We start from the raw sequence: 25713 nt of genomic DNA, 5'->3' as shown, positions 1-25713 counted from the left end.
TCGGCAACGGCTTGCCTGATTGCTTTAAAACGAATCCCTACCATGCCCGAACTCGCCCGCCTGTTTCGCGAACATCCTTACTTTGCGCCTGTTGTGCAAAACGGCAAACCGTATCGCCGGCTTGACTTTACGGCCCGGAACAGCGAGCTGCTCGCGCGGGATTTATCCGAAACCTCCGATTTTACTGATTATGTGTTTAACGAGCTGCTTTCAGGAAATAGCTGCAACGGCGTTGGGGGCTACGGCGAGGACCGGGTGATTTACCGGCAGCGCAAGCACTTCACAGCCGATGCGGAAAAGCCCCGAAGTATTCATTTGGGCATTGATATCTGGACGGACGCCGGAACGCCGCTCCACGCTCCCCTGGACGGAACGGTGCACAGTTTCGCATTCAACAACCATTACGGAGACTACGGCCCGACGATCATCCTCGCGCACGAGCTCGCCGGAACGCGGTTTTTCACACTCTACGGTCACTTGTCGCTCAGCTCGTTGGAAGGCCTGGAAGCGGGCAAAGTCATCAAATCCGGCGAACGCTTCGCCGAAATCGGCCCGTACCCGGAAAACGGCCATTGGCCCCCGCATCTGCATTTCCAGGTGATCAGCGACATCGGCAACCACCACGGAGATTTCCCCGGCGTTTGCCATACAGAAGATCGGGATTATTATTTAGGCTTATGCCCTGATCCTGGCTTGATTTTGAGGATCGCCTATTGATGTTTCTTCTCCAAATTCGGCAAAAACCCTGTCAGCAACCCGATCAGCGGGAGGAAGGAGCAGATCCAGAATACATATTCGATGCTGGTTTTGTCTGCCAGGGTGCCCAGAATGGCGGAACCGATGCCGGCGATGCCGAATGCGAAGCCGAAGAATAGCCCTGCGATCATTCCTACTTTGCCCGGGATCAGTTCCTGTGCGTACACGAGGATCGCCGAGAATGCCGAGGAGAGGATCAGACCGATGATGCAGCTCAAAACGCCCGTCCAGAACAAGTTGACATAAGGCAGCAGCAATGCAAACGGCGCCGCACCGAGGATTGAGATCCAGATCACATATTTCCGGCCGATTTTATCACCCACCGGTCCGCCGACAAACGTCCCCGCCGCCACCGCAAAAAGGAATGCAAACAGGTAAATCTGCGAGCTTTGAATGGAAACGCCGAATTTATCGATCAGATAAAAGGTGAAATAGCTCGAAAGGCTGGCCATATAAATGTATTTCGAGAAGATCAGCAAAAGGAGGATCGTAATCGAAATCACCACTTTTGATTTGGGAAGATGGCTTTCCTGCGTCACCGAAGTGGCTGCTTTCTTCACAACCGTCGTCAGGTTTTGCTTATACCAGCCGCCTACCCACGACAGGATGATGATCGCCAGCAATGCCACCAGCGAGAACCAGATCACCTGGAAACGGCCATAAGGCAGCAAAATCAACGCCGCCAGCAACGGACCGAGCGAACTGCCCGCATTACCGCCCACCTGAAACAGCGACTGCGCCATCCCGTGCTTCCCGCCCGAGGCCATACGCGCCACACGCGAAGCTTCCGGGTGAAATACCGCCGAACCGATCCCGATAAGCCCTACCGAAAGCAGTACAATCTGGAAACTGTTAGCCATTGAAAGCGAAATCAGCCCGAGCAATGTAAAACACATGCCTACCGCCAATGCATAGGGCTGCGGCCTTTTATCTGTGAATGAGCCCACCAGCGGCTGAAATACCGACGCACTCACCTGGAATGTGAACGTAATGAGGCCGATTTGGGTAAAGCTGAGGTTGAACGAGTCCTTCACCATCGGGTAAATCGACGGGATGAGCGATTGCATCGTGTCGTTCAGCAAATGGGAGAAACTTAGCGCCAGAAGGATCGGAAAAACGGTCTGGGAAGTAGTGGCTGCCGCAGTGGAAACTGCCGCTACGGATTCGGCGGCCGGCGAACCGGCGGGGGAACTCTGCTCAAAGCTTTTCATAGACATTCAAAATATCCCCGACTTCCTGTTTATAGAAGTCGGGGCCTCAAAAAGAATGACGAAGGTACTGATTTCCGCCTGAATAAAGGCCGGCGGCCAAATAAAATTCTATTTCCTATGAATGGTGGTGGCGGTGGACTGCGCTCCGGCGAGGATCGTGATATCTGCAATCGTAACACGGTCAGGCGCATTCACGGCGTAAAGGATCGCGTCGGCGATGTCGCCGGGCTGTAACGGTTCGAAGCCCTGGTACACCTTATCGGCGCGTTCCTCATCGCCTTTAAAGCGAACCAGCGAGAATTCGGTTTCCACCGCGCCGGGCGCCACATTGGTAGTTCTAATGCCGTGTTGCGTCAGTTCAAGGCGCATTCCTTCGCTGATCACCTCCACAGCCGCCTTCGAGGCACAATACACGGCGCCGTTCACATAAGTTTGCTTTCCGGCAATGGAGCTGATGTTCACAATATGGCCCTTGCCGCGTTCGAGCAGGAGCGGAATGATGGCTTTGGAAACATACAGTAGGCCCTTCACATTCCCGTCGATCATCGCGTCCCAGTCGTCGGTATCGCCTTCGTCGAGTGTTCCCAGGCCGTGGGCATTGCCTGCATTGTTGACCAGAATATCGATGTTTTTCCACTCGTCGGGCAGCGCACCCACCGCCGCGAGCACGGCGCCTTTGTCGCGAACGTCGAAAATGAGCGTCGTTACTTTCACTTTCGGGGCGAGTTCAGCTGCAATCTCGTCGAGACGATCCTGGCGGCGGCCGCACAAAATAAGGTCTATTCCGGCACCGGCGAACGCTTCCGCCGTGGCCTTACCGATACCGGATGTAGCTCCGGTAATAAATGCAATACGGGACATTGAGTGAATGGTGTGGAGTGAATTACTTTTTGTTTTTGGGAATATTAAGACTGCTGAATTCGCCTTTTTCCAACTGCGCCGCCTGGCTGAAAAGCTGTACCGCGTGCTGATACACATTGTCGGTCGGGTTCAGCACCTGGAACACTTCGTTATTCAGCCCGCTTTTCTGCTTTCTGCCCCACACGTAACGACCGATGATCGCCTTCGTTTGCGAGGTAATGAGCGGTCTTGAAAGGTTCAGTTCCTTCTCGTTCGGTTTAATTCCCGCTTTGGACGCGTCTTTCACCAGCTCGACCACCATGGCGTCGCTCACTTCGAACGTTTTCAGGAACTCTTTAAACGGCAGTTTTTCCAGTTTTCTCTGGTTTTCATTGGCATACCGCAATGCATATTCGCGGATGATGTTTTTGGAATACAATTCAAAAAGATATTTGCTGTTGAGCAATGTGTCTTTCGGCACGAAAATATCCGGTGTAATGCCTCCGCCGCCGTACACGATACGGCCGCCATCGGTTTTGTATACCTTGCTTTTATCGAATTTAATGCTGTCTACGTTAAACAGCTCTCCGCTTTCGTACCGGTGCGTGAGGTCCTGGCTGTAATCTTCGCCCTTGCCGAGCTCGTAAGGTTTCTGGATGCTGCGGCCGCTCGGTGTGAAGTAGCGCGAGATGGTAAGGCGCAGCTCCGAGCCGTCCGATAGTTTGATCGGCATTTGTACCAAACCTTTTCCATAAGACCTTCTTCCCACCACCAGCGCGCGGTCGTGATCCTGCAATGCACCCGCGAGGATTTCGGAAGCTGAGGCGCTGCCTTCGTCCACGAGCACGATCAGCGGGCCCTGCTCGAACATGCCTGCCACGTGCGAACGCGTTTTGCGATCGAACCGGCTGTCTTTTCCTTCAGTGTAAACCAGCAGCTTATCGCCGGAAATAAACTCGTCGGCCATGCTTGTGGCGCGTTCCATATAACCACCCGGATTGCCGCGGAGGTCGAGAATGAGGTTTTTCAAACCATCCGCTTTCAATGTTTTCAATGCCGATTTAAACTCGTCGTAAGTGGTTTCGGAAAAACGGCTCACCTTGATATAACCGATTTCCTGATCCACCATATAGGCCGCATCCACCGAATAAGTGGGAATACGGTCGCGAACTACCGAGAAATTCATTTTGTCGTTCAGGCCCACCCTTTCAATGGCCAGGTCCACTTTTGTTCCGCGTTTGCCACGCAAGAGCTTGTAAACCTGCGCATTGCTAACGCCCGGACCCGACAGGTTTTCTTTATTCACTGAAATAATGCGATCGCCACTCTGGATACCGGCAGCCTCCGACGGACCTCCGCTCAATGGCGTTACCACGTAAACCGTGTCGTTGTAAATATTGAATTCGACCCCGATGCCGTCAAATCCCGATTCGAGCTGCGAGCGTGCCGCGGTAGCTTCCTCGGAATTGAAATAGGCCGTATGCGGATCAAGCTTTTCGAGCATTTTGGAGATCGAGAAATCCACCAGTTCCTCGGTATTGACCGAATCGACATAGTTGTTTTCGACGAGCATTAATACTTCCCTGAATTTGCTGTACCCTTTGGCAACATCGGACAGTTTTTTACCTCCGCTGAAAAACGTGCTCCCCAGCAGCACTCCCGCCGCCAGCGTGATCGCGATGATAATAGGCAAGCGAACTACGGATTTCGAGTTCTGGATCGGGGGCTGAGGTCTTTCTGAGTTCATACCTGTCAAAATTAGGAGTATGGGCCGGCATAGGGGAATAGGATATTTCCCCAACGTGAATTAAACGATTTTGGTTGCCTAATGCAAATGAATGCAGGGCGTTAACAGACCAACAGCACGTATTCCTAGATGAATGCTTTTAATGACTCGGGATTCCGCATCGTGTCAATGTTGATGCACTTCGCCGGGTCTTGCCCCATGAGTATCCGCTTCATCGGCGCTTCCATCTTTTTTCCGTTGATTGTGTAAGGAATGTCGCCAACCTGCTCGATGGTGTCGGGCACGTGGCGCGGGCTGTATTGGGTGCGTAATGTATCCTTAATCTGCGTTTTGAGTTCGTCGGTCAGTTCCTTGTCTTTGGCAAGGACGACAAACAGCGATATCGTGCCCTCGCCGTTCGATTTTTCGAGATAAACGGCCAGGCTGTCTTTTACATCGGGGATGCTCTCCACCGCCCGGTAAATCTCGGCGGTGCCAATGCGGACCCCGCCGCGGTTGAGCGTGGCATCGGACCGGCCGTAAATGATCACCGATTTCCGGTCCGTAACTTTAATCCAGTCGCCATGGCGCCACACGTGCGGGTACATTTCGAAATAGCTGGAAAGGTATTTTTCGTGATGGTAGTCGTTCCAGAAATAAATCGGCATGGACGGCATGGGCTGCGTAATCACCATTTCGCCCAGTTCGTTCAAGACGGGCTGGCCCTGCTCGTCGAAGGCCTCGATCTTCGCTCCGAGCATCCGGCATTGGATTTCGCCTGCATACACGGGCAGAAGCGGGCACCCGCCTACAAATGCGCTGCATACGTCCGTACCCCCGCTGAGCGAAATCAGCCACACATCCTTTTTGACCTGCTTATAAATCCATTCAAAAGTCTCCGGCGGGAGCGGCGACCCGGTGGAGCCGATCGTTTCCAGATGGCCCAGCCGCTCAGAGGTAATGCTTACGCCGCTTTTCATGGACGCGATAAAAAATGCCGCCCCGCTGCCAAAATGCGTGATTTTGGCCTTTTCAACCAAAGTCCAGAGCATTTGTGACGATGGGTAGGCCGGCGCACCGTCGTACATTACCAGCGTGGCACCGCAAAGCAGCGAGCTCAATGCGTAGTTCCACATCATCCAGCCGGTGGTGGAATACCAGAAATACCGGTCGCCCGGTTTCACGTTCTGGTGCAGCACCAATGCTTTCATATGCTCGATGAGGCAGCCGCCTACGCTGTGGGTAATGGCTTTCGGCTTGGCGGTGGTTCCCGACGAATAGAGTATCCAGATCGGGTGATCGAACGGTACAGGCTCGAAATCGATCCCGAAGTTTTCGAAATGCAGAATGTCTTCCCAGGCCGTAAATCGGTCGGGGCGGGTTTCTGAAAAAATATTGTCGATCAAAACCGTGTCGCCAACGCTGGGCAGCGCGGCGGAAAGCTCTCCGGCGAACGAGGTAATGTCGTAGGTTTTGCCATTATAAACATACCCGTCCACGGTGAACAGCACCTTCGGCTCGATTTGCGCGAACCGTTCGGTAATGGCGGGTTTGCCGAAATCGGGCGAACAGGACGACCAGACGGCCCCTACCGCGTTCGTCGCCAGGAATGCGACCACAGCCTGCGGAATATTCGGAAGTACGGCCGCAACACGGTCGCCCGGCCTTACGCCCCGCTGTTTCAGCCAGGTAGAAACGGCTGCCACCTGCGCTTCCAGCGTTTCCCAGGAAATCTCCACAAGTTCCGACCGCTCCGATTGAAAAATGAGCGCCGGACGGTCCTTCGTTCTGTTCCTGAAAATATGTTCGGCGTAGTTCAGTTTCGACCGGGTAAACCACCGGGTGCCGATCAGTCCGTTCAGCGGCTTTTGCAGCACTTCCAGGTAGAGGTCGTGCGATTTGATATTGAAATAATTCCAGAGGCTTTCCCAGAAATCTTCCAGGTCGGTCACCGACCATTCCCACAAATCATGATACGACCGGAAATAAAGGCCTTTTTTGACAAACAGCCAATCCATATACTTTTTCAGATTGGACTGTTCCAAAAGAGCCCTCCCCGGCTTCCACAACGGTTGCGCCTGCGCCTCAACTGACATAATACACTTGTTAATGAAGGTTTAGTTAGGTAAAAATGGCCACTTCCGGCGGCATTTCTCCGATAGTACTTATAAACGTTTCCATATCATTTTTGACATAAACACATTCAAAAATTTTTACCCGGAAAAATTCACGTATCTTTGCAGGCTAATTTTTTATAACACTAGTACTCTGACCATCAGATACGTTGGCTAACCAGTTTTAGTGGCGATTCAAACCATTTTGTGCGAATTAAAGCACTAATCGGTTACAAGGTAAATTTGTAAGAGGAAAATAAATCCAGTAGTGATACTGCATTCCTGATGAGAAACAGAAATAACTCCCGAGGCGGAAACAGTTCCCGCCCGTCAGCCGGTGGCTCCAAAGGCGGAGGCGGCTTCTTCAAACGTGCTAAACCCGAGGTAGAAAGTCGGTTTAGCAAGCCCAGCATTAAAAAATCCAGTCTGAAATTCTCCGCTTCGGCCGATAACAAAGGTCAGAAAGCACGCCCGAGCTTCGATCATGAGAAGCCAAGGGAAGATCGTGGGGCCTTTGATAAGCCGCGTTTCGACAAGCCTGGCTTTGGCAAACCCGATTTCAAGAAATGGGATAAAGGCGGCAACGATCGCCCGTTCCGTCGCGAAGGCGATTCTGCCGAGCGTGGTTTCAAGAAGGATTTTGGTAAAAAAGATTTCCGTTCCGGCGACCGCTTCGGCGACAGAAAACCATTCGGCGACCGTCCCGAAAGAGGCGGCTTCGGCGGAGAGCGTAACCGCGAGTTCAAACCGCGTTTCGACCGGGATAACGACGAGCGCGAGTTCAGACCACGTCCGGACAGAGATTCCCGCGATTTCAAATCCCGCCCTGAAAGAGGTAATGGCGATCGCGAATTCAAGCCTCGTTTAGATAAAGACAACGGTGACCGTGAGTTCAAACCTCGTTTCGATAGAGAAAGCGGCGATCGCGAATTTAAACCACGATTTGAAAGAGACGGCGGCCGCGAGTCCAAGCCGGGCTTTGATAAGCCGCGATTCGAAAGAGGTGACCGCGATGCAAGATCGGACAGGCCTTCGCGCTCATTTGACCGTAGCGAAGGCTCTTTTAAAAAAAAAGAAGATAGGGACGAAAAGCCTTACCGCTCCCGTTTCCAGGACGAAGAAGAGCAGGACCGCAGCGGGTTGGAGAGACGAGTAGGACGGTACGAAACGGCACCGCGCTACAATCTTGACAATTACGAGCAAAAAAAGAAGCCTTCGGCAAGACATAAGGACAAGGAGGAAACCGACGAGATCCGCCTGAACCGCTACATTGCTAATGCGGGCATTTGCTCACGCCGAGAGGCCGACGACCTGATTTCTTCCGGCCAGATTTCGGTGAATGGCAAGATCGTCACTGAAATGGGTTATAAAGTGCGCCCGACCGATGTGGTGAAATACGGCAAGAAAGCATTGAACCCGGAGAAAATGGTGTACATTCTCATCAACAAACCGAAGGATTACATCACCACCACCGACGATCCCGAAGAGCGCAAAACGGTGCTCGACATTATCGCCGGCGCATGCTCCGAGCGCGTGTACCCCGTAGGCCGCCTCGACCGCAATACCACCGGGCTGCTGTTGCTCACCAATGATGGTGAACTGGCCGAAAAGCTGACGCACCCTTCCAGCGGCATCAAGAAGATCTACCAGGCCGAACTCGACAAGCCGATTACGACTGAGGATTTTGAGCAGCTGAAAGCCGGAGTGGAACTGGAAGACGGTTTCATCCGCCCCGACGAAGTAGGTTTGGTAACGCCAGACGCGCAGGTGGTGGGCCTTGAAATCCACAGCGGCCGCAACCGCATCGTTCGCCGGATGTTCGAACACCTGGGCTACGAAGTTCAGAAACTCGACCGTACTGTTTTCGCAGGTTTGAACAAAAAGGATTTGCCACGTGGTAAATGGCGCTTCCTGACGGAAAAAGAGGTGATAAAACTGAAATTCCTGCTTTAATTACGAAGCATTTGAAAACAAGAAGGGCTGCGATGGTGATCATCGCAGCCCTTTATTTATGCATTCTACTATGAATTACAATCTGAATCCGAACGAGTACACATCGTAAGGCGCATCAGGATAAAGTCCTTCAAACTGCACCATCGACTCTTCTTTGCCGGCAATCGCCGCTTCGAACTCTTTCACGGTTTTAACAGCCTTGCCATTCACTTTGGTAATGATGAAACCTTCTTCCACCTGCGAGCGGGCAAACTTGCCACCGTTGATCGAGAGTACTTTCACACCACCGTCGATTTTATAGCGCGATAGTCGTTGCTTTTCCTGGTCGCTCAGGTTACCGAATTGCGCGCCCAGCGAGCTCATTACCGCAGCGGATTCGTCGCGTTTGATGATTTCAGAACCACCTGTGCGGTTACGCAATGTGATGCTGAGGTCTTTTTCCTTGCCATCGCGGTTGACGGTCACATTCACCTTATCGCCAGGTTTGTGCAAACCGATGGATTGCTGCAATTCAGGAATAGAGTGGATATTCATACCGTCCACTTTCACGATCACGTCGCCTTTGGCTACTCCACCTGCTTTTGCGGCGCTATTTTCGGTGAAATCACGAACGTAAACGCCGTCGTTCACTTTCACACCGTATTCTTCTGCTTTACGGCTGTCGAGATCGTCGAGGGAAATACCCAGGTAACCACGCTGCACATTACCGAATTTGATCAAATCGCTAGATACTTTCTTCACAATGCTCGATGGCACAGCGAATGCGTAACCTGCGAAACTGCCGGTGGGGCTTGCGATAGCAGTGTTGATACCGATCAGCTCGCCTTTGAGGTTCACCAATGCACCACCACTATTACCGGGGTTCACCACGGCGTCGGTCTGGATAAACGATTCCAGCGGAGAATCACCGGGAGCGGATGACGTTGGCTGCATCTGGTTGCGGCGCGACTGGCCGATAATGCCCAACCCGCGGCCTTTCGCACTTACGATACCGGCTGTAACGGTAGATTCGAGGTTGAAAGGGTTACCCACGGCAACCACCCACTCCCCTACTTTCACGGCATCGGAATTACCCAGCGTAACGGCCGGCAAGTCCTTACTTTCGATTTTGATTACCGCAATGTCGGTAGAAGGGTCGGTGCCAATGATTTTCGCTCTGAATTTGCTTTTGTTATGCAGCGTCACTTCCAGTTCCTGCGCGCCTTCCACCACGTGGTTGTTGGTCACAATGTAGCCGTCGTTAGAAATAATCACACCGGAACCGGTTGCTTCCGACTGCTGCGGGCCGCGCGGGCTGCCGAAGTCATCGCCGAAAAAGTCGCGGAAAATATCCGGGATCTGCTGCTGGCCGCGTGACGACTGTCTTGTGCTTGTGGACTTAATGTGAACCACCGTGGGCGTAGTCGCTTCGGCTGCATACACAAAGTCACCGGGAGCACCGGCAGGAGCGCCGGCCGAGGTAAAACGGGCAAGGGGTTCGGAACCGGCTTCTTTAAAAATTACATCCTTATCATTATCGGGAGCCAGAATTTTGAGGCCAGCTATGGTTGACGCGCTTGAAATCAACCCAACCAACACCAAACCTTTCCAATTTGTTTTCATAGACATATGTTGGGGTTATATTTTATAGACAAATAACGCAAATCGACTTACAAATTATTCCCGTTGTAGAACCGTTTAACATCTTTTAACAAAGATATTCCATTTGGGAATTTACTAAAATATCCTGCCAGGGGATTATCCTTCGGCCTCCATAAAAAAGGCGTTATCCTTACGAATAACGCCCATTAAGTGAGGTCCTTCCGACTAAGCGATATCGATCAGACGGGCCGGTTTTTCTTTCGCTTCCTCACGTTTCGGAAGCGCGATGCTCAGAATGCCATCGGCATAATTTGCCTCGATCCTGTCGCCATCAATTGTGTTAGGTAATGTGAAGGTTCTTTGGAAGGAAGTATATTTGAATTCCTTCCTGGTGTACTTCTCGTTTTTGTTTTCTTCCTTCTGCTCTTTTTCAGCTGAAATGGTAAGCTGATTTTTTTCGAGGTTCAGCTTGAAATCAGATTTTTGAAGGCCCGGAGCCGCAACTTCAATGCGGAAACCTTCTTCGTTTTCAACCACGTTCACAGCTGGTACGGTGCCCGCAAATGCAGGGGTGTTGTACTCGTTAAAAAGATCCTTACCAAAAAATCCGTTCAAATAAGAAGGACCTGCGAAATGTTTGACTAATGTGCTCATTGTTATCAGGTTTTATGTTTTTAGTTTTCTCAGTTTTGCTAACCTTGCGGTTATGTCCTCTATATAACAACTTCTGTTCCGAGGCGGAAAAAGCAAAAACTACCAGACAAAATGGCCGAATTTGGTAGTTTCATGAAAAAAGTTAGCGACAAAATGACCGATTCGGTCTTTGCAGCGCATCAAAAATGACATAAGCCCATTGGGAAACCAATGAGCGGACATTCTCAGTAAGATTTATTATTTCAATTCAAGAATGGCGCAAGCCTGTTCCGAGGCGGATTGCTCGGCTTTCTTTTTCGTGAAACCATTGCCGATGGCGAATGGCTCGTCGTTCACGAGGATCTGGGAAATGAACTCGCGGTGGTGCCGGGTGCCCCGTTCTTCGAGGATTTCAAAACGGATTTCTTTGCCCTCGCGCTGCGCCCATTCGATGATGAGGCTTTTGAAGTTCACATTATTCTGGATAATGCTATCCAGGTCGTAATGCGTGATGAGCTTGCTTATAATGAAGGTGCGAGTGAAGCGGAAACCCTTATCGAGGTAAATAGCGCCGACGAATGCTTCGAGCGCGTCGCCGTACATGGATGAGCGGGGCGACATGCCGCGGCGGTTACCGTCGTATTCGATCAGGCGATCGAGGCCCAGCTTACGCGAAATCTGGTTCAGCGACTCGCGGTTCACAATCCGTGAACGGATTTCGGTGAGGAAGCCCTCGTCTTTGTAAGGATATTTGGTAAAAAGAAATTCTGCTACCACCATGCCCAGCACCGCGTCGCCCAGGTATTCAAGGCGCTCGTTCGACTCCCTGAAACCTTTGATAGCGGTTTCACGGGAAGCGGAAGTGTGCCGGAAAGCCAGCTGATACACGCCGAGATTGGAAGGCTTGTCGCCTATAACATGCGCAATCGACTCCTTAAATTTTTTGTCCTCGGCAGTTCCACTTCTGAACAGGGAAAGTATCGGTATAAGAATTCGCTTTGCCAATGGTAGAGATTTAATCAGTCTTCGTATTTCTTGAAAACGACTGACGCATTATGACCTCCGAAACCGAAAGTATTGCTCAAAGCGATATTTACGCGACGTTTTTCAGCTTTGTTGAATGTAAGCTTCAACCGCGGATTGATTTCCGGGTCGTCGGTAAAGTGGTTAATGGTAGGCGGCACGACCTGGTCTTTGATCGCCATGATACAGGCGGCAGCTTCAATCGCTCCTGCTCCTCCCAATAAATGCCCTGTCATCGATTTCGTTGAGCTGATATTCAGATCATATGCATGCTCGCCGAAGAATTTTTCTATGGCTTTGATCTCCTGCGGATCACCGATCGGGGTAGATGTACCGTGGGTGTTGATGTAATCGATGTCCTCAGGCTTGATACCTGCGTTTTCGACTGCATTCTTCATTACAATATAAGCGCCGAGCCCTTCCGGGTGCGGAGCCGTGATGTGATAGGCGTCGGACGACATACCGGCACCGATCATTTCGGCATATATTTTGGCCCCGCGTGCTTTCGCATGTTCGAGTTCTTCCAAAATAATGGCCGCGCCACCTTCTCCGAGCACAAAACCGTCGCGATCCTTGTCATAAGGCCTTGAAGCGGTTTCGGGCGAATCATTTCTTTCGGACAATGCCTTTAATGCATTGAAACCGCCCACACCGGCAATGGTAACTGCCGCTTCCGAACCGCCGGAGATACACACATTCATCAAACCAAGTTTGATATAGTTGAATGCGTCGATCAATGCGTTGGTCGCCGAAGCGCAGGCCGATACCGTGATAAAATTGGGACCCCGGAAACCATAGCGGATCGACAGTACGCCCGAAGCGCTGTCGACGATCATTTTCGGGATAAAGAAGGGATTGAAGCGGGGAGTTCTGCCGTTCTCGGAATAGTTCATCACTTCTTCCTCGAAAGTTTTGAGGCCACCGATACCGGAGCCCCAAATTACACCGGCTTTGTCGAGATCAAGCGTATCTGCGTCAAAGCCGGCGTCCTTCATCGCTTCATCTGCTGCGATGACGGCGTATTGTGTAAAGGGGTCCATTTTACGGGCTTCTTGCCGAGGGATGTAATTCGTAACGTCCAGGCCTTTTACCTCACACGCAAAACGGGTACGAAACTTCTCAGCGTCGAACCGCGTAATGGGGGCTGCACCGCTTACGCCTGCAACCAGATTTGACCAAAAGGTAGGAACATCATTGCCAACGGGCGTCAAAGCGCCCATTCCTGTAATTACAACTCGCTTAAAACTCATAAAATTGGGACAGAATAGAAGATTGTACTGGTAAAAACCGAGATTACTTCACGTTTTCTTCCAGATATGCAACAGCCTGACCAACTGTACCGATGTTCTCTGCCTGATCGTCAGGGATAGAAAGATTGAATTCTTTTTCGAATTCCATAATCAATTCAACGGTGTCTAGAGAGTCCGCTCCCAAGTCGTTCTGGAAGTTTGCTTCCGGTGTAACCTCCGACTCTTCAACGCCGAGTTTTTCGACGATAATTTGCTTAACTCTTTCTGCAATTGCTGACATTTTATAATCACTTTTTGGTTAAAATCGCCACAAAGAAAGATATTTCAGTTCACTTTTTCAAAAATTTTTTAAACTGGCCTTTTTATTGCACAATCCCTGTTTAAAATAAAAAAAAGCAGGAAATCAGCCTTTTAGAAGGGCTGTATTTCAAGAAATATGCGGCGTGTAAACAGAACATTACAGATAGCCGTACATTCGCAAAACATTTATCAATATCTATACCAACGCCCGTATGATCTCGATACCGAAGCTGAAAAATACCGATTCGACCTCCTTTTTCCTGATGGCCGGCCCCTGTGCGATCGAAGGACGGGACATGGCCCTGCGGATCGCCGAACATATCGTTACGGTTACCGACCGCCTGCGCATTCCTTATATATTCAAAGGCTCCTACCGCAAAGCCAACCGCACCAAAATCGACTCATTTACGGGTATTGGCGATGAAAAAGCACTGAAAATCTTGCAGGAAGTAAGTCAGACTTTCGGCATTCCTACTGTAACCGACATCCACGAATCGCACGAGGCCGCGTTGGCTGCGGAGTATGTGGACGTGCTCCAAATCCCTGCATTCCTCTGCCGCCAGACCGAATTACTGGCCGCCGCCGCACGCACGGGCAAGGCGGTGAATGTAAAAAAGGGGCAATTTCTTTCCGGTGCATCAATGAAATTTGCCGCTGAAAAAATCAATGAGGTAAATCCGGACGCACAGGTAATCCTCACCGACCGCGGTAACAGCTTCGGCTACGGCGACCTGGTGGTGGATTATCGCAACCTGCCGGAAATGGCTGCATTCGGCGTGCCGGTGGTAATGGATTGCACGCATTCATTGCAGCAGCCCAATCAAACATCCGGCGTAACCGGCGGCAAACCGAAACTGATCGAAACGATTGCCAAAGCCGCCATTGCAGTGGGCGCGGACGGTCTTTTTATTGAAACCCATTTCAATCCCTCCGAAGCCAAGTCCGACGGCGCCAATATGCTGCCGCTCGATCAGCTGGAAGGACTACTGGAAAGACTCGTACGTGTGAGAGAAGCTATTTTATGATCCCAAAAACCATGAAGGCATATCTGATATGCCTTTTTCTTTTGCTCCAAATTCTTCCGCAGGCCGCATTCGCGCAGGAAGATTCTGTCAAACTCTGGAAGGTTACAGCGGGAGATATAATACCGCCGGTGACGCTCGGATTGGCTGCATTTGTGGTTCAGGGGAAGATCAGCCGGCAATTGCAGGAACACGTCACTTCCAGATATCCCGATTACCGCACCAAAGTGGACGATTACCTCGTCTACGCGCCCGGTGTGGTGAGCCTCGGACTTGCCTCGGCCGGAGTAAAGGGCCGCCACAAGCTCGGCGACCAGGTGATCCTGGCATTGCTCTCCAACATCATCGCGCAGGGCGTAACGCAGGGGTTTAAAAGGATTTCACAATACCCGCGCCCGAACGGCGAGGATAATCACTCGTTCCCATCGGGGCATAGCACCACGGCATTCGCCAATGCGACGATCCTGCACGAAGAGTACGGGCATCGCAGCATATTATATAGCATAGGCGGCTACGGGACGGCCACGGCCGCAGGAACCATGCGCGTACTCGGCAATCACCACTGGCTCGCGGATGTGCTGATGGGTGCGGGAATTGGCATAGGCGCCACAAAGCTCGTGTACATCAGCTACCCCTGGATGCAAAAGCAGGTGCGGAGGATAAAAGCACGGCGACACAGCGAAAAAAATTAAATGCTGCTGACATAGGGTTGTCATTCGGGGCTTCCAACTTTGTAGAAACATCTGTTAGCCATGCAAACGAAAACCATTCAGCCGATCCACGTTTTGTGCTTTGAAACGCGGACTTCGTTAAAGGAAATCCTTCAATATGTACGTGTAGAAGCCCGCAGATTGTATCGGGATGCCGTTCGAAACGACCTCGAAATCACGGGCCCGGTGTATTGGATTTACCAGGGTGCGGACGGCCAGGCGGATACGGTTTTTACATTAACCATTGCATTACCCGTTACGCCACCCACACACACGATCAATTCGCCCTACCAGTTGAAGCAGCTCGAAGCATTCGAATGCGTCAGCGAGGACCTTTATGGAAATTGGGATGGACTCTCGAATACTTATGGCTCGCTGTTTGGCGAGATCATGTCCCGAAAGCTCGTGCCATCAGGCCAGAACCGGGAAATTTACCTGAATATGGATTTCGAAAACCCGGAGCGCAACATTACCGAGGTTCAGATCGGTATTGTGAAATAGCCAAACTAACATACTACTTCTTCATCACGCGATGTCATATTGCACTTACGTCAACAACAACCCGTCGGAGCAGGCTGATTACCTGCTCCACAAACATTACCACGACCACCAATACGGCTTCCCGATCGACGACGACGACGAGCTTTTCGGGAGACTGTTGCTGGAAATCAACCAGGCCGGACTAAGCTGGACATTAATGCTCCGGAAGCAGTACAGTTTCCGGTCGGCCTACGACAATTTCTCCATTGAAAAAGTAGCCGCATACGGCGAATCCGACCGCGAACGCCTGCTGGCCGACCCGGGCATTGTGCGTAACCGGCTGAAAGTGAATGCAGCCATCGTGAATGCGCAGAAAATTCTGGAATTGAAACAGGAATACGGCTCATTCAAAGGCTGGATCGACGCGCATCACCCTTTGACCAAGGAACAATGGATCAAGCTTTTTAAGAAGACCTTTAAGTTTACCGGCGGAGAAATCGTGAATGAGTTTTTGATGAGTACAGGCTATTTGCCTGGCGCTCACGATGCGGATTGCCCGGTTTTTGCTCTTACTAATGTCACGCAAGCTCACAAATGATCACGCATGTAAGCAACCAAGTCAGCCGGCTTATCCGTTTGCAGACCATGCACGCCTTTGCGCAATGCCTCGTTCCATGATGCAGGACCTTCGGCAGGATTTTGTACATCGAGCCAAACGAATACGTTTTTGATGCGGGCGGCCTCCACCAATTCAGGAGTCGTAACATTATCCAGCACATCCACATAAATCCGGCTGATAAAACTCCGCAACTGCTCCTCATTGGTAACCTCCTTGGGCAGGCTTGCCATCAGCGGCACACGCGGTGCAACTTCCCTCCATTTATGATATTGCTCCTCGCTATTGATATAAATGACGATTTGATGCTCCATTCCCGCCGCTTTGATTTGCTTCCAGGTCTCTTCCACATCGGCGTCTTTGAAATCGAGGTAAATGTTAATTTTCCCCTTGCACAGCGCCAGCACCTCCTTAAACTCGGGAATCCGGTGGGTTCTCTTGTTTCGGTTAAAAACCTGCAATTCCGCCACTTCTGCCCAGCTCATATCGGCAACTTTACCTGCACCATTCGTCGTCCGATCGACTTTCGCGTCATGAAGGGCGATCAGATGACCGTCTTTGGTTGTCCTTAAATCCACTTCCACATAATCCGCTCCACAGTTGATGGCCTCCCGGGTCGATGCCAATGTGTTTTCCGGCACATTCACATGGTTGCCGCGATGCGCTATCACGACCGTTTCGTGCTTCGATTTCGGTAAATCCGGGTGGTTATGAAGCTGCGCCTGAGCGAACGCAGGAAAAGTCAACGAGACTACGATCCAGAGATTTTTGTTCAACAGTTTCATCACGAATTTCAGGTTATCAGTGGGGTTACCGTTTTGGGGCTTAATAAGACTAATATGTCGCTAAAAAAAGAGTCTACAAGTGAAAAACGCATTTCAGCTCATAGACTCATCTACTCAAAACTTTAAAACTTATTGTATCTCAAAGCTCGCCAGCTTCACAAATTCCTGTACGCGGGCATTGATTTCTTCTTTCGAGAGGTTCACGAGGCGCTCGGTACCGAATTTCTCCACGCAGAACGACGCCATGGCCGATCCGTAGATAATCGCACGCTTCATGTTTTCGAAAGAAATATCGTCGGTAGCGGCCAGATAGCCGATAAAACCGCCCGCAAACGAATCACCGGCGCCGGTTGGATCGAAAACTTCTTCCAAAGGCAATGCAGGCGCGAAGAAAATGCGGTCGTCCTGGAACAGCAATGCGCCGTGTTCGCCCTTCTTGATGATGAGCGTTTTAGGACCCATTGCCATGATTTTCTTAGCAGCTTTGCGCAGTGAATATTCGCCGGAAAGCAGGCGCGCTTCCTCGTCGTTGATGGTGAGAAGGTCCACCAGTTTCAAAACCGATTTGAGATCGTCCAGCGCGATGTTCATCCACAGGTTCATGGTATCGAGCATGATCAGCTTCGGGCGTTTCGCCAGGCGCTCGATCACCAGTTTCTGGGTTGCAGGAACCGTGTTGCCGAGCATGAGGTACTCGGTACCCTGGTACGAATTGGGGATAATGGGGTCGAAATGCTCCATGACATTGAGCTCTGTAATGAGCGTGTCGCGGGTGTTCATATCCTCATGGTACTTACCCGACCAGAAGAATGTCTTGCCATCCTGCACAATCTCCAAACCCTTGGTATCCACGCCGTGTTCTTCGAGCAAACCGATCATGTCCTGCGGAAAATCACCGCCTACCACTGCCACGAGGTTATTTTGTTGGGTAAAATAGGAAGCAGCTAGTGTGATGTAAGTGGCTGCACCACCGATAATTTTGTCTGTTTTTCCAAACGGGGTTTCGAGCGCATCGAATGCAACAGATCCTACGGTAAGTAAACTCATAAGTGATTACTGTATTGATTTTAAGTTAGTTTCAAACTGGATTTTAAACGCAAAAACGCTGCGAAGATAAACAAAACGACCGAATAGCCTCTCGCCGCCTGCTCATTCTCACCCAGACCTACAAATCAATGTTGGGTTATTTGCTATTTTTGTCACATCGCATTAGAATCAACTATATACACCTATGAATTCCACCGAACGTGCAAGAATGCACATGGATCAGGCGAAACTGATTCTAGAAGAGAGAGCGTTAAAAAAATACCGTCTGTTCTATAATCGGAGATATGTGAAAATGGCAGGAAGAGTGGCGCATAAGGGCATGGTAATAGCTCTTAACGGCTTGCTCGGAGTCAAGGGACAAACGGAAATGCCGGATGATGTCTATCAAAATGCGCTTTACAAGTGCGATAAACGAATGGTTCGGACATTTGTTCTGGCAAACTATGTTCTTGATCCGGCAATGCGATATTACGGCTGCCAGAGTGCCAAATATGTAAGTCTGGGTTTGAAAGCTGCCGACCACTTAATTACCCGGATCGAAAAAATACAAAAGCGTAGATTAGAAAAACCAGTAATCAAGAAAGTACATATAAATGACCGCACAAACTTTCCAGCCACTTAAAATATTCAATACGCTTACCCGTAAAAAGGATGTTTTCGTTCCCATTGCGCCTCCGTATGTCGGCATGTATGTGTGCGGGCCGACCGTTTATAACAATGTGCATTTAGGCAACATCCGCACGTTTCTCTCTTTCGATATCCTGTTCCGCTACCTGACGCACATCGGTTACAAAGTGCGCTACGTCCGCAATATCACCGACGTGGGCCACCTGGTAGGCGACGGCGACGAAGGGGAAGACAAAATCGGGAAAATGGCCAAGCTCCAGAAGCTGGAACCGATGGAGATCGTGCAACGCTATACCAATGATTTTCATGAAGTCACAGCCGTTTTCAACCTCCTTTCCCCCAGCATCGAACCAACGGCAACAGGACATTTGATCGAACAGATCGAAGCCGTGGAGGCGCTGATCGAGAAAGGCGTCGCTTACGAGTCCAACGGCTCCGTGTATTTCGATATCAACAAATACCAGGCAGGCGGCAATGAATACGGCAAGCTGTCCGGGCGCATTATTGAGGACCTCCTCAACGAAACCCGCGATCTCGACGGTCAGGCCGAAAAGCGCAACCCGCTCGATTTTGCATTGTGGAAAAAAGCCAGTCCTGAGCACATTATGCAATGGGAATCGCCCTGGGGCAAAGGCTTCCCCGGCTGGCATTTGGAATGTACTTGCATGAGTGCCAAATACTTAGGCAAACAATTCGACATTCATGGCGGTGGTATGGACTTGAAATTCCCTCACCACGAATGCGAGATCGCGCAGGGCAAATCGCTCACCGGCGAAGAACCGGTGCGCTACTGGATGCATACCAACATGCTCACCGTCAACGGACAGAAAATGTCGAAATCGCTCGGCAACTCGTTCCTTCCGGCCGAACTGTTTTCCGGCAACCATGAGTTGCTCGAACAGGCGTACAGCCCGATGACCGTGCGTTTTTTCATGCTCCAAAGCCAGTACCGCAGCACACTCGATTTTTCAAACGACGCATTGAAAGCCGCCCAAAAAGGCTACAAAAAGCTAGCAAACGGCCTGCGCCTCGCGAAAATGCTCACCTACACGCATGAGGATGGCGTAAATGCGGATGACGCGAAAAAAGCCGACATTGAAAAGTCGATCGACGGGTTTTACAACGCCATGAACGACGACCTGAACACCGCCGTAGCATTCGCGAACCTGTTCAACATGTTGAAATACATCAACATGCTCAATACAGGTCAGCTTAAATCCGTCGCTTTGGGTGAGGCTGTATTTACTTCGCTGAAAGAAAAATTCGTGATTTTCTTCGAGGATGTGCTCGGTTTGAAAGAAGAGCTCGCCGAAGGGCACGCGATCCTGGACGGAATGCTGAAACTGTACCGCGAATTTAAACTCTCGCAGAACTACGAAAAAGTGGACGAAATCCGTTCTTATTTCAAAAACCAGGGCCTGGTGATCCGTGACACCAAGACCCGGATCGATTGGGCTTACGAGGAATAACCATGAAAAAGCGGCAGTCGGTTTTTGCATTCATACTTTTGGCGGCATTCGTGCTGGGTGGCGTCGCTTACCTGGCCGGGTCATTTTCCGGCGGAGATAAAACCGCCGAAACGCCGGCCGCAGGGCCCGCACCCGTTTTTGTGAAGGAAGGCGAAGTGTCATTTCTCAGAAAGGGTGAGACTTATAAAAAAATCGATGTCGAAATAGCGGAAAACGAGGCGGAGCGAAATAAAGGCCTGATGTTCCGGCCCTACCTGCCCGATTCGGTAGGTATGCTCTTCATTTTCGAGCAGCCGGATACGCATTCGTTCTGGATGAAAAACACGTCGATCCCGCTCGACATTATATATGTAGGCCCGGACAAAACGATCGTTTCCATTGCAGAGAACACCCGGCCCTATTCAGAAGCAAGCATCCCGCCAAATGGTATCGTACAGTACGTGGTGGAGGTGAATGCTGGTTTTACAAAAAATAACAATATTCAGTCAGGAGATGCCATTTCTTTCTAATAGATTGTTTTTCAAAAGATTACCAATCCTAGTTGCGATCATCGCCGGAGCTTACGGCTGCAATAGCAACACCAGTTCCGAACAAACCGCCGAGCAAGCACCGGCCGCATTGGTTAAAAGTGCCGACTTCAATGCCGACAGTGCCCTTCAATTTGTACAAAAACAGGTGGATTTCGGCGCGCGCGTGCCCAACAGCGCCCCGCACAAAGCCTGTGGCGATTACCTGGTTGCGACGCTCAAAAAATACGGCTGGGAAGCTACCGAGCAACCATTCAACGCCACAACGTACGACGGTACCAAACTGAATGCCCGGAACATCATCGGCAGCTTCAACCCAAAAGCAAGCAAGCGCATATTACTCGCTGCGCACTGGGATTCGCGCCCGTTCTCCGATCAGGATTCGCTGGTCAAAAACAAGCCGGTTCTTGCCGCCAACGACGGTGCGAGCGGCGTAGGCGTTCTATTGGAAGTTGCGCGGGTACTTTCGAAAGAAGCCCAGAAACCCGACATCGGCGTCGATATTATTTTCTTCGATGCGGAAGACTGGGGCTCGTCGGATTCCGGGGATAACGGCATCGAATACAGCGGCTTCTGCCTTGGCTCAAAGCATTGGGCTGCTAACAAGCATAACCCGGGTTACACCGCTTATTTTGGTGTGCTGCTCGATATGGTGGGCGCGAAAGGGGCGACATTCTTCAAGGAAGGCTATTCCATGCAAATGGCAGGTGACGTGGTGCGGCAGGTGTGGACAACCGCCAGCCGCCTCGGTTACAGCAATTATTTCATCGACGAAGCCGGCGGCGCCATCACGGACGACCACGTGCCCGTGAACAAAGTAGCACGCATTCCGATGATCGACATCATCCACACCAATCAGCATAACCTCAGCAAAACATTCTTCGATCAATGGCATACATCACACGATACCATGGAAAACATTGATCCGAAAACCCTGAAAGCCGTCGGCCAGACACTCATTCAGGTGTTGTACCAGGAAGCGCAGGACCAGCCGTTGTAATTACATCCGTTTCACAACAATCCACACGTCCGCATTGCGCCCTTTATCGTCGCTGCACGAAACCTTTACACGCCCCAGCGGCGGGGTTAGGAAGATACTTTCCTGCGGGGATGACTTTTGGAATAACTTATCATTGATATACCAATAAACCTCCTGGACGTCGTTCGCGGCCTGGCAGGCGAGCTGGATCTGCTGCGGCTCATCCTTGCGAATGTAGTATTCGCTGCCGTCGTTCGGGCTGACGATCAGCGGGGCGCCCTCGTGAAAAACCCTTTCACACAGCGGGTTATGCGGTGGAATCTTCGGATAAGGCAACTTCTGCATTTCATAAAACGCGATCAACTCCGGCGCAAGGTTGGGATAAGCCTTTTTCTCAAACCCGCTTTCAGGGAGGCAATAGGTGCAGTACGACATTTTACCTTTCGCATCCGTAAACACCCAGCGCATATGCTGGCATTTATGATAGGCAGACACCCCCAAGATGTACTGGTCGGGCACCTGGTGATCACAGAAATCGGACGGAATGTCGCCGCTGACGGGGCAAACGTTGCGGGTTGAAATATTAGCCGGAGTTTTGTACCAGCCCTTCGGCGAGTTGTAATCCAGCGCATTGAATATCGAAAACAGCAGTGGCGTTGCCGTATTGGCCCCGCTCAGTTCCGGCACGCCCTCCCCCGAAAAATTACCCACCCAAACGCCCACTGTGTACCGGCGGTTATAGCCGATGCTCCACGCATCGCGTTTACCGTACGATGTTCCGGTTTTCCACGCAATGCGCGGCAAATGATAGGTATTATCAAAATTCGTGGGCAGGTCGGGCCGGGTAATCTGCGTGAGGATGCCCGTGGTGAGGAAAGTGGCTTCCTCCGATAAAAAAGTCGTCCCGTTTTTATCCTGAACATCGGCGCCCGATAAGCGCAGGTTCCGCAGTTTCCCTTCATTGGCAAATGCGGCAAACAGCCGCGTCAGCTCTTCCAGGGTAACCCCGCAGCCTCCCAGAATCATCGACAGGCCGAGGTTTTTGGCTTGCTTATCCACGGTTTTGAAACGCGCTTTACGCAGTTTGGCGATCAATGCGGGTGTCCCGATTTCCTTCAAAACCTTCACAGCGGGAATGTTAAGCGAGTTGGCCAAAGCAAACTCTGTCGTGACGGCGCCATTGAAATGCTTGTCGAAATTTTCAGGCTCATAGCCGCTGAAATTGCCGGGCACGTCGTTCAGAACTGATTTCGGCGTGATCATGCCTGCGTCGAATGCGGCAGCGTACAATAGCGGTTTCAGCGTGCTGCCGGGCGAACGCACCGCCCTCACGCCATCTACCTGCCCGCCGTCGAACGGATTATTGAAATCGGCCGAGCCCACGTAAGCCTCCACTTCCATGGTTTCGTTGTTCACGACCAGCACGGCGGCATTGTGGATATTCATCAGTTGCCGCCGGTTGATATAATTTTTGACCTGTTCCTCGATCTGGCTTTGCGCCTGCATGTTCACATGGGTGCGGATCACGGGCTCGTCGGGAAACTGCTGTTTGAGGCGGATCGAAAGATGCGGGGCCAGGCGCGGCGTTTGCAGCCTGCGGATGTTCAGCGGCTCTGCCAATGCATCCCGGATCACCGGGGTGTCGAACAGGCCATCCTCCTGAAACCGTTTCAGCCAGCTGTTGCGCGCCTCGCGCAGCGCATCATTGCGTGTACCCGGGCGGAGGCCCGACGGACGGTTGGGCACGATCGTCAGCGCGGTAATCTCCGCCAGGCTCAGCAACTGCGGTGCCTTTCCAAAATAGAGCAGCGAGGCCGCTTTGATGCCCTCGATATTACCTCCATAAGGCACAAGGTTGATATAAAATTGCAGGATCTCCGCTTTGGAATAATGCATTTCCAGCTGAACAGCGTGCCACATTTCGATGAACTTGTTCAGGTAAGTCCGCGGACGCGGGTCCATCAGCCGCACGACCTGCATGGTAATCGTGGACGCCCCTGACGTTCGTTTCCCTGAAAAAACATTTCTTGCAGCCGCACGCACCACGGCAAACGGATTAACACCAGGATGATAGTAAAAATACTGGTCTTCCTTATAAATCAGCGTCTTGCGGAGTAGCGGCGTAATCTCATCCACATTCGAATAGAGCCGCCATTTATCCTCCCTGCTCAGAAATGCATGAATAACGCGGCCTTCGCGGTCGGTGATCTGGGTGGCGTAATGAATGTTTGGTTTGAAAGGAAATACCAGGTCGAGGGCGAAAAAAAGGGCTATGAGGCAAATTAATGCCAGCAATGCCTTTCTGACCCGGTTTTTCTTCATGGAGGATAGTCTGTTAAGCGGTCTTGTAAATATAGGCAACGCCCGGCAGCGGTTTAAATGTGTTCCGTTCAATAAAATTGGCGGGCCGTTTGTCCTGCTCGGTTAATTTTCCCTATTTACTTGCTTTACTACAAATAAAATCAATCATAATACCATTATGTCCAAATACATTGCCGCCATTGACCAGGGTACTACCAGCACGCGCTGCATACTTTTCAACCAGCAGGGAAATATCGTTTCGGTAGGACAAAAAGAGCACGAACAGATTTACCCGCAGCCGGGCTGGGTAGAGCACAATCCCACTGAAATCTGGAAAAACACCCTGGAAGTGATCGCATTGGCGCGGATTAATGTGTCGGCGCACGCGCAGGACATCGCCGCCGTGGGCATTACCAACCAGCGCGAAACGACGGTGGTATGGAACAAGCGCACCGGCAAGCCTTACTACAATGCATTGGTGTGGCAGGACACGCGCACCACCGACCTCGTCGCGAAATACGAGCGGGAAGGCGGCCTCAACCAATTCCGCGACATTACCGGCCTCCCTGTTTCAACTTACTTTAGTGGTTTAAAACTAAAATGGCTGCTGGACAACGTAGAGGGCATCCGCGAAGACGCTGAAAAAGGCGAAGCGATTTTCGGAAACATCGATACTTTCCTGATCTGGCACCTTACCGGCGGCACGCACGGCGGCATTCACGTAACCGATGTTACCAATGCAAGCCGCACGCAGCTGATGAACCTGCGGACATTGCAATGGGACAAATCCATGCTGGCCGCCTACAATATCCCCGAAATTATGCTGCCCGCCATCAAAAGCAGCAGCGAAATATATGGTTATTCCGATCACGAGGTACTGCCGGGCGTGCCCGTCGCCGGCGACCTGGGCGACCAGCATGCGGCATTGGTAGGCCAAACCTGCTTCGAACCGGGCATGGCCAAAAACACCTACGGAACCGGCTGCTTCCTCGTGATGAACACCGGTACCGAACTGAAAACCTCTGAAAACGGCCTGCTGACAACCATTTCCTACAAATTCGGCGACCAGCCGGTGCAATATGCGCTGGAAGGAAGTGTGGCCGTCACCGGCGCGCTGGTGCAATGGCTGCGCGATAACCTCGGCCTGATCCAGAACGCCAGCGATATTGAAGCCCTCGCCCAAACCGTCGAAGACAATGGCGGCGCCTATTTCGTACCAGCATTCTCAGGCTTGTACGCGCCCTACTGGCGCAACGACGCCCGCGGTGTAATCGCAGGCCTTACGCGCTACGTGAACAAAGGGCACATTGCCCGGGCAGTTTTGGAAGCCACGGCTTACCAAACGGTGGACGTCGTGAAAGCAATGGAACAAGATTCCGGCATCGAACTGGCCAGCCTACGTGTCGACGGCGGTATGGTGCATAACCAGCTCCTAATGCAATTCCAATCGGATATTCTCGATACCCAGGTCGTTTCACCGGCCGTAGCCGAAACCACCGCGCTCGGCGCCGCCTACGCTGCGGGCCTGGCCGTTGGCTATTGGAAAAGCACCGATGATTTGAAGAAAAACTGGGCCGTTGCTCACACCTGGAACCCTAATATGGCCGAGGAAACGCGGAATGCATACTACAAAGGCTGGAAGAAGGCTGTTACCAAGTCGTATGATTGGATTGACTAATTATTGAGATAAAATACAGTGTAGTGCTGTCATCGGTAATAGGAGATATTGATATTGTAAATGTTCCTCTCAAAGCGATGACAGC

23 protein-coding genes are annotated in these 25713 nt (G+C 51.3%); 11 read left to right on the top strand and 12 right to left on the bottom strand.

The genetic code is table 11. The features are described from left to right. Nucleotides 1-42 precede the first annotated feature (42 nt). A complete protein-coding gene (locus DFER_RS19520) occupies nucleotides 43-717 on the top strand; it encodes a peptidoglycan DD-metalloendopeptidase family protein (RefSeq protein ID WP_015813372.1) in 675 nt (224 codons plus the stop codon). Here DFER_RS19520 and DFER_RS19515 read toward each other — a convergent pair. The 4 genes from DFER_RS19515 to DFER_RS19500 form a co-directional block, all read right to left on the bottom strand. Next, complete coding sequence (locus DFER_RS19515; RefSeq protein ID WP_015813371.1) at nucleotides 711-1967, bottom strand: MFS transporter; 1257 nt, start codon at nucleotides 1965-1967, stop codon at nucleotides 711-713. The two genes, DFER_RS19520 and DFER_RS19515, sit on opposite strands and share 7 nt — an antisense overlap. 108 nt (nucleotides 1968-2075) lie before the next feature. After that, nucleotides 2076-2828: an SDR family NAD(P)-dependent oxidoreductase gene (locus tag DFER_RS19510; protein WP_015813370.1), complete on the bottom strand. Its 753-nt coding sequence runs from the start codon at nucleotides 2826-2828 to the stop codon at nucleotides 2076-2078. A 22-nt stretch (nucleotides 2829-2850) separates the two neighbouring features. Continuing rightward, complete coding sequence (locus tag DFER_RS19505; RefSeq protein WP_015813369.1) at nucleotides 2851-4554, bottom strand: S41 family peptidase; 1704 nt, start codon at nucleotides 4552-4554, stop codon at nucleotides 2851-2853. A 125-nt stretch (nucleotides 4555-4679) separates the two neighbouring features. Further along, complete coding sequence (locus DFER_RS19500; RefSeq protein ID WP_015813368.1) at nucleotides 4680-6629, bottom strand: acetoacetate--CoA ligase; 1950 nt, start codon at nucleotides 6627-6629, stop codon at nucleotides 4680-4682. A 303-nt stretch (nucleotides 6630-6932) separates the two neighbouring features. Between DFER_RS19500 and DFER_RS19495 the strand changes: the two genes are divergently transcribed. Further along, entirely contained in the window at nucleotides 6933-8600 is a 1668-nt protein-coding gene (locus DFER_RS19495) for a pseudouridine synthase (RefSeq protein WP_015813367.1), read from the top strand. A gap of 75 nt (nucleotides 8601-8675) precedes the next feature. Here the strand turns inward: DFER_RS19495 and DFER_RS19490 are convergent, their stop codons facing one another. The 5 genes from DFER_RS19490 to DFER_RS19470 form a co-directional block, all read right to left on the bottom strand. Next, a complete protein-coding gene (locus tag DFER_RS19490) occupies nucleotides 8676-10202 on the bottom strand; it encodes a Do family serine endopeptidase (protein WP_015813366.1) in 1527 nt (508 codons plus the stop codon). Between the two features lie 204 nt (nucleotides 10203-10406). Further along, a complete protein-coding gene (locus DFER_RS19485; protein WP_015813365.1) occupies nucleotides 10407-10835 on the bottom strand; it encodes an Hsp20/alpha crystallin family protein in 429 nt (142 codons plus the stop codon). Between the two features lie 237 nt (nucleotides 10836-11072). Next, a complete protein-coding gene (gene rnc / locus DFER_RS19480; RefSeq protein WP_015813364.1) occupies nucleotides 11073-11819 on the bottom strand; it encodes a ribonuclease III in 747 nt (248 codons plus the stop codon). A gap of 14 nt (nucleotides 11820-11833) precedes the next feature. Beyond that, on the bottom strand, nucleotides 11834-13087 hold the full coding sequence (gene fabF / locus DFER_RS19475; RefSeq protein ID WP_015813363.1) for a beta-ketoacyl-ACP synthase II: 1254 nt from the start codon (nucleotides 13085-13087) through the stop codon (nucleotides 11834-11836). 43 nt (nucleotides 13088-13130) lie between these two features. Further along, nucleotides 13131-13367 carry an acyl carrier protein gene (locus DFER_RS19470; protein ID WP_015813362.1) on the bottom strand — a complete coding sequence of 79 codons (237 nt, stop codon included), beginning with the start codon at nucleotides 13365-13367 and terminating at the stop codon, nucleotides 13131-13133. 232 nt (nucleotides 13368-13599) lie between these two features. On the opposite strand from DFER_RS19470, the gene kdsA reads away from it, so the two are divergent. Genes kdsA through DFER_RS19450 form a run of 4 tightly spaced genes read left to right on the top strand, consistent with a single transcriptional unit; the run spans nucleotide 13600 to nucleotide 16197 of the window. Beyond that, a complete protein-coding gene (gene kdsA, locus DFER_RS19465) occupies nucleotides 13600-14412 on the top strand; it encodes a 3-deoxy-8-phosphooctulonate synthase (RefSeq protein WP_015813361.1) in 813 nt (270 codons plus the stop codon). An 11-nt stretch (nucleotides 14413-14423) separates the two neighbouring features. Next, complete coding sequence (locus DFER_RS19460; protein WP_229206050.1) at nucleotides 14424-15101, top strand: phosphatase PAP2 family protein; 678 nt, start codon at nucleotides 14424-14426, stop codon at nucleotides 15099-15101. A 60-nt stretch (nucleotides 15102-15161) separates the two neighbouring features. Then, nucleotides 15162-15620, top strand: coding sequence for a GyrI-like domain-containing protein (locus DFER_RS19455; RefSeq protein ID WP_015813359.1), 459 nt, complete (start codon nucleotides 15162-15164; stop codon nucleotides 15618-15620). Nucleotides 15621-15651: 31 nt separating this feature from the next. Continuing rightward, the gene (locus DFER_RS19450) at nucleotides 15652-16197 is read left to right on the top strand and encodes a DNA-3-methyladenine glycosylase I (RefSeq protein WP_015813358.1); all 546 of its coding nucleotides are present in this window, start codon (nucleotides 15652-15654) and stop codon (nucleotides 16195-16197) included. On the opposite strand, the gene DFER_RS19445 is transcribed toward DFER_RS19450, so the two are convergent. Together DFER_RS19445 and DFER_RS19440 are read right to left on the bottom strand one after the other, a co-directional pair. Beyond that, nucleotides 16188-17000 (bottom strand): glycerophosphodiester phosphodiesterase family protein, encoded by an 813-nt coding sequence (locus DFER_RS19445; protein WP_015813357.1) that lies wholly within the window; start codon nucleotides 16998-17000, stop codon nucleotides 16188-16190. The two genes, DFER_RS19450 and DFER_RS19445, sit on opposite strands and share 10 nt — an antisense overlap. 129 nt (nucleotides 17001-17129) lie before the next feature. Beyond that, entirely contained in the window at nucleotides 17130-18047 is a 918-nt protein-coding gene (locus tag DFER_RS19440) for a PfkB family carbohydrate kinase (RefSeq protein ID WP_015813356.1), read from the bottom strand. Nucleotides 18048-18231: 184 nt separating this feature from the next. Here DFER_RS19440 and DFER_RS19435 point away from each other — a divergent pair, with 184 nt between their 5' ends. The 4 genes from DFER_RS19435 to DFER_RS19420 are packed head-to-tail and all read left to right on the top strand — an operon-like array spanning nucleotide 18232 to nucleotide 21670. Further along, nucleotides 18232-18669 carry a DUF5618 family protein gene (locus tag DFER_RS19435; protein WP_015813355.1) on the top strand — a complete coding sequence of 146 codons (438 nt, stop codon included), beginning with the start codon at nucleotides 18232-18234 and terminating at the stop codon, nucleotides 18667-18669. After that, nucleotides 18641-20143: a cysteine--tRNA ligase gene (gene cysS, locus DFER_RS19430; RefSeq protein WP_015813354.1), complete on the top strand. Its 1503-nt coding sequence runs from the start codon at nucleotides 18641-18643 to the stop codon at nucleotides 20141-20143. The genes DFER_RS19435 and cysS overlap by 29 nt, the downstream gene beginning before the upstream one ends. 2 nt (nucleotides 20144-20145) lie before the next feature. Then, on the top strand, nucleotides 20146-20652 hold the full coding sequence (locus DFER_RS19425) for a DUF192 domain-containing protein (RefSeq protein ID WP_015813353.1): 507 nt from the start codon (nucleotides 20146-20148) through the stop codon (nucleotides 20650-20652). Continuing rightward, a complete protein-coding gene (locus DFER_RS19420; RefSeq protein ID WP_015813352.1) occupies nucleotides 20636-21670 on the top strand; it encodes a M28 family peptidase in 1035 nt (344 codons plus the stop codon). Before DFER_RS19425 ends, DFER_RS19420 begins: the two co-directional genes overlap by 17 nt. On the opposite strand, the gene pbpC is transcribed toward DFER_RS19420, so the two are convergent. Continuing rightward, a complete protein-coding gene (gene pbpC, locus DFER_RS19415; RefSeq protein WP_015813351.1) occupies nucleotides 21671-23971 on the bottom strand; it encodes a penicillin-binding protein 1C in 2301 nt (766 codons plus the stop codon). 157 nt (nucleotides 23972-24128) lie between these two features. Between pbpC and glpK the strand changes: the two genes are divergently transcribed. Further along, a complete protein-coding gene (gene glpK / locus DFER_RS19410; protein WP_015813350.1) occupies nucleotides 24129-25628 on the top strand; it encodes a glycerol kinase GlpK in 1500 nt (499 codons plus the stop codon). The last annotated feature ends 85 nt before the right edge of the window (nucleotides 25629-25713 follow it).

This window comes from Dyadobacter fermentans DSM 18053, from assembly GCF_000023125.1.
Taxonomy (GTDB): Bacteria; Bacteroidota; Bacteroidia; order Cytophagales; family Spirosomataceae; genus Dyadobacter; species Dyadobacter fermentans.
This window is presented reverse-complemented; position numbering and strand designations above follow the sequence as displayed.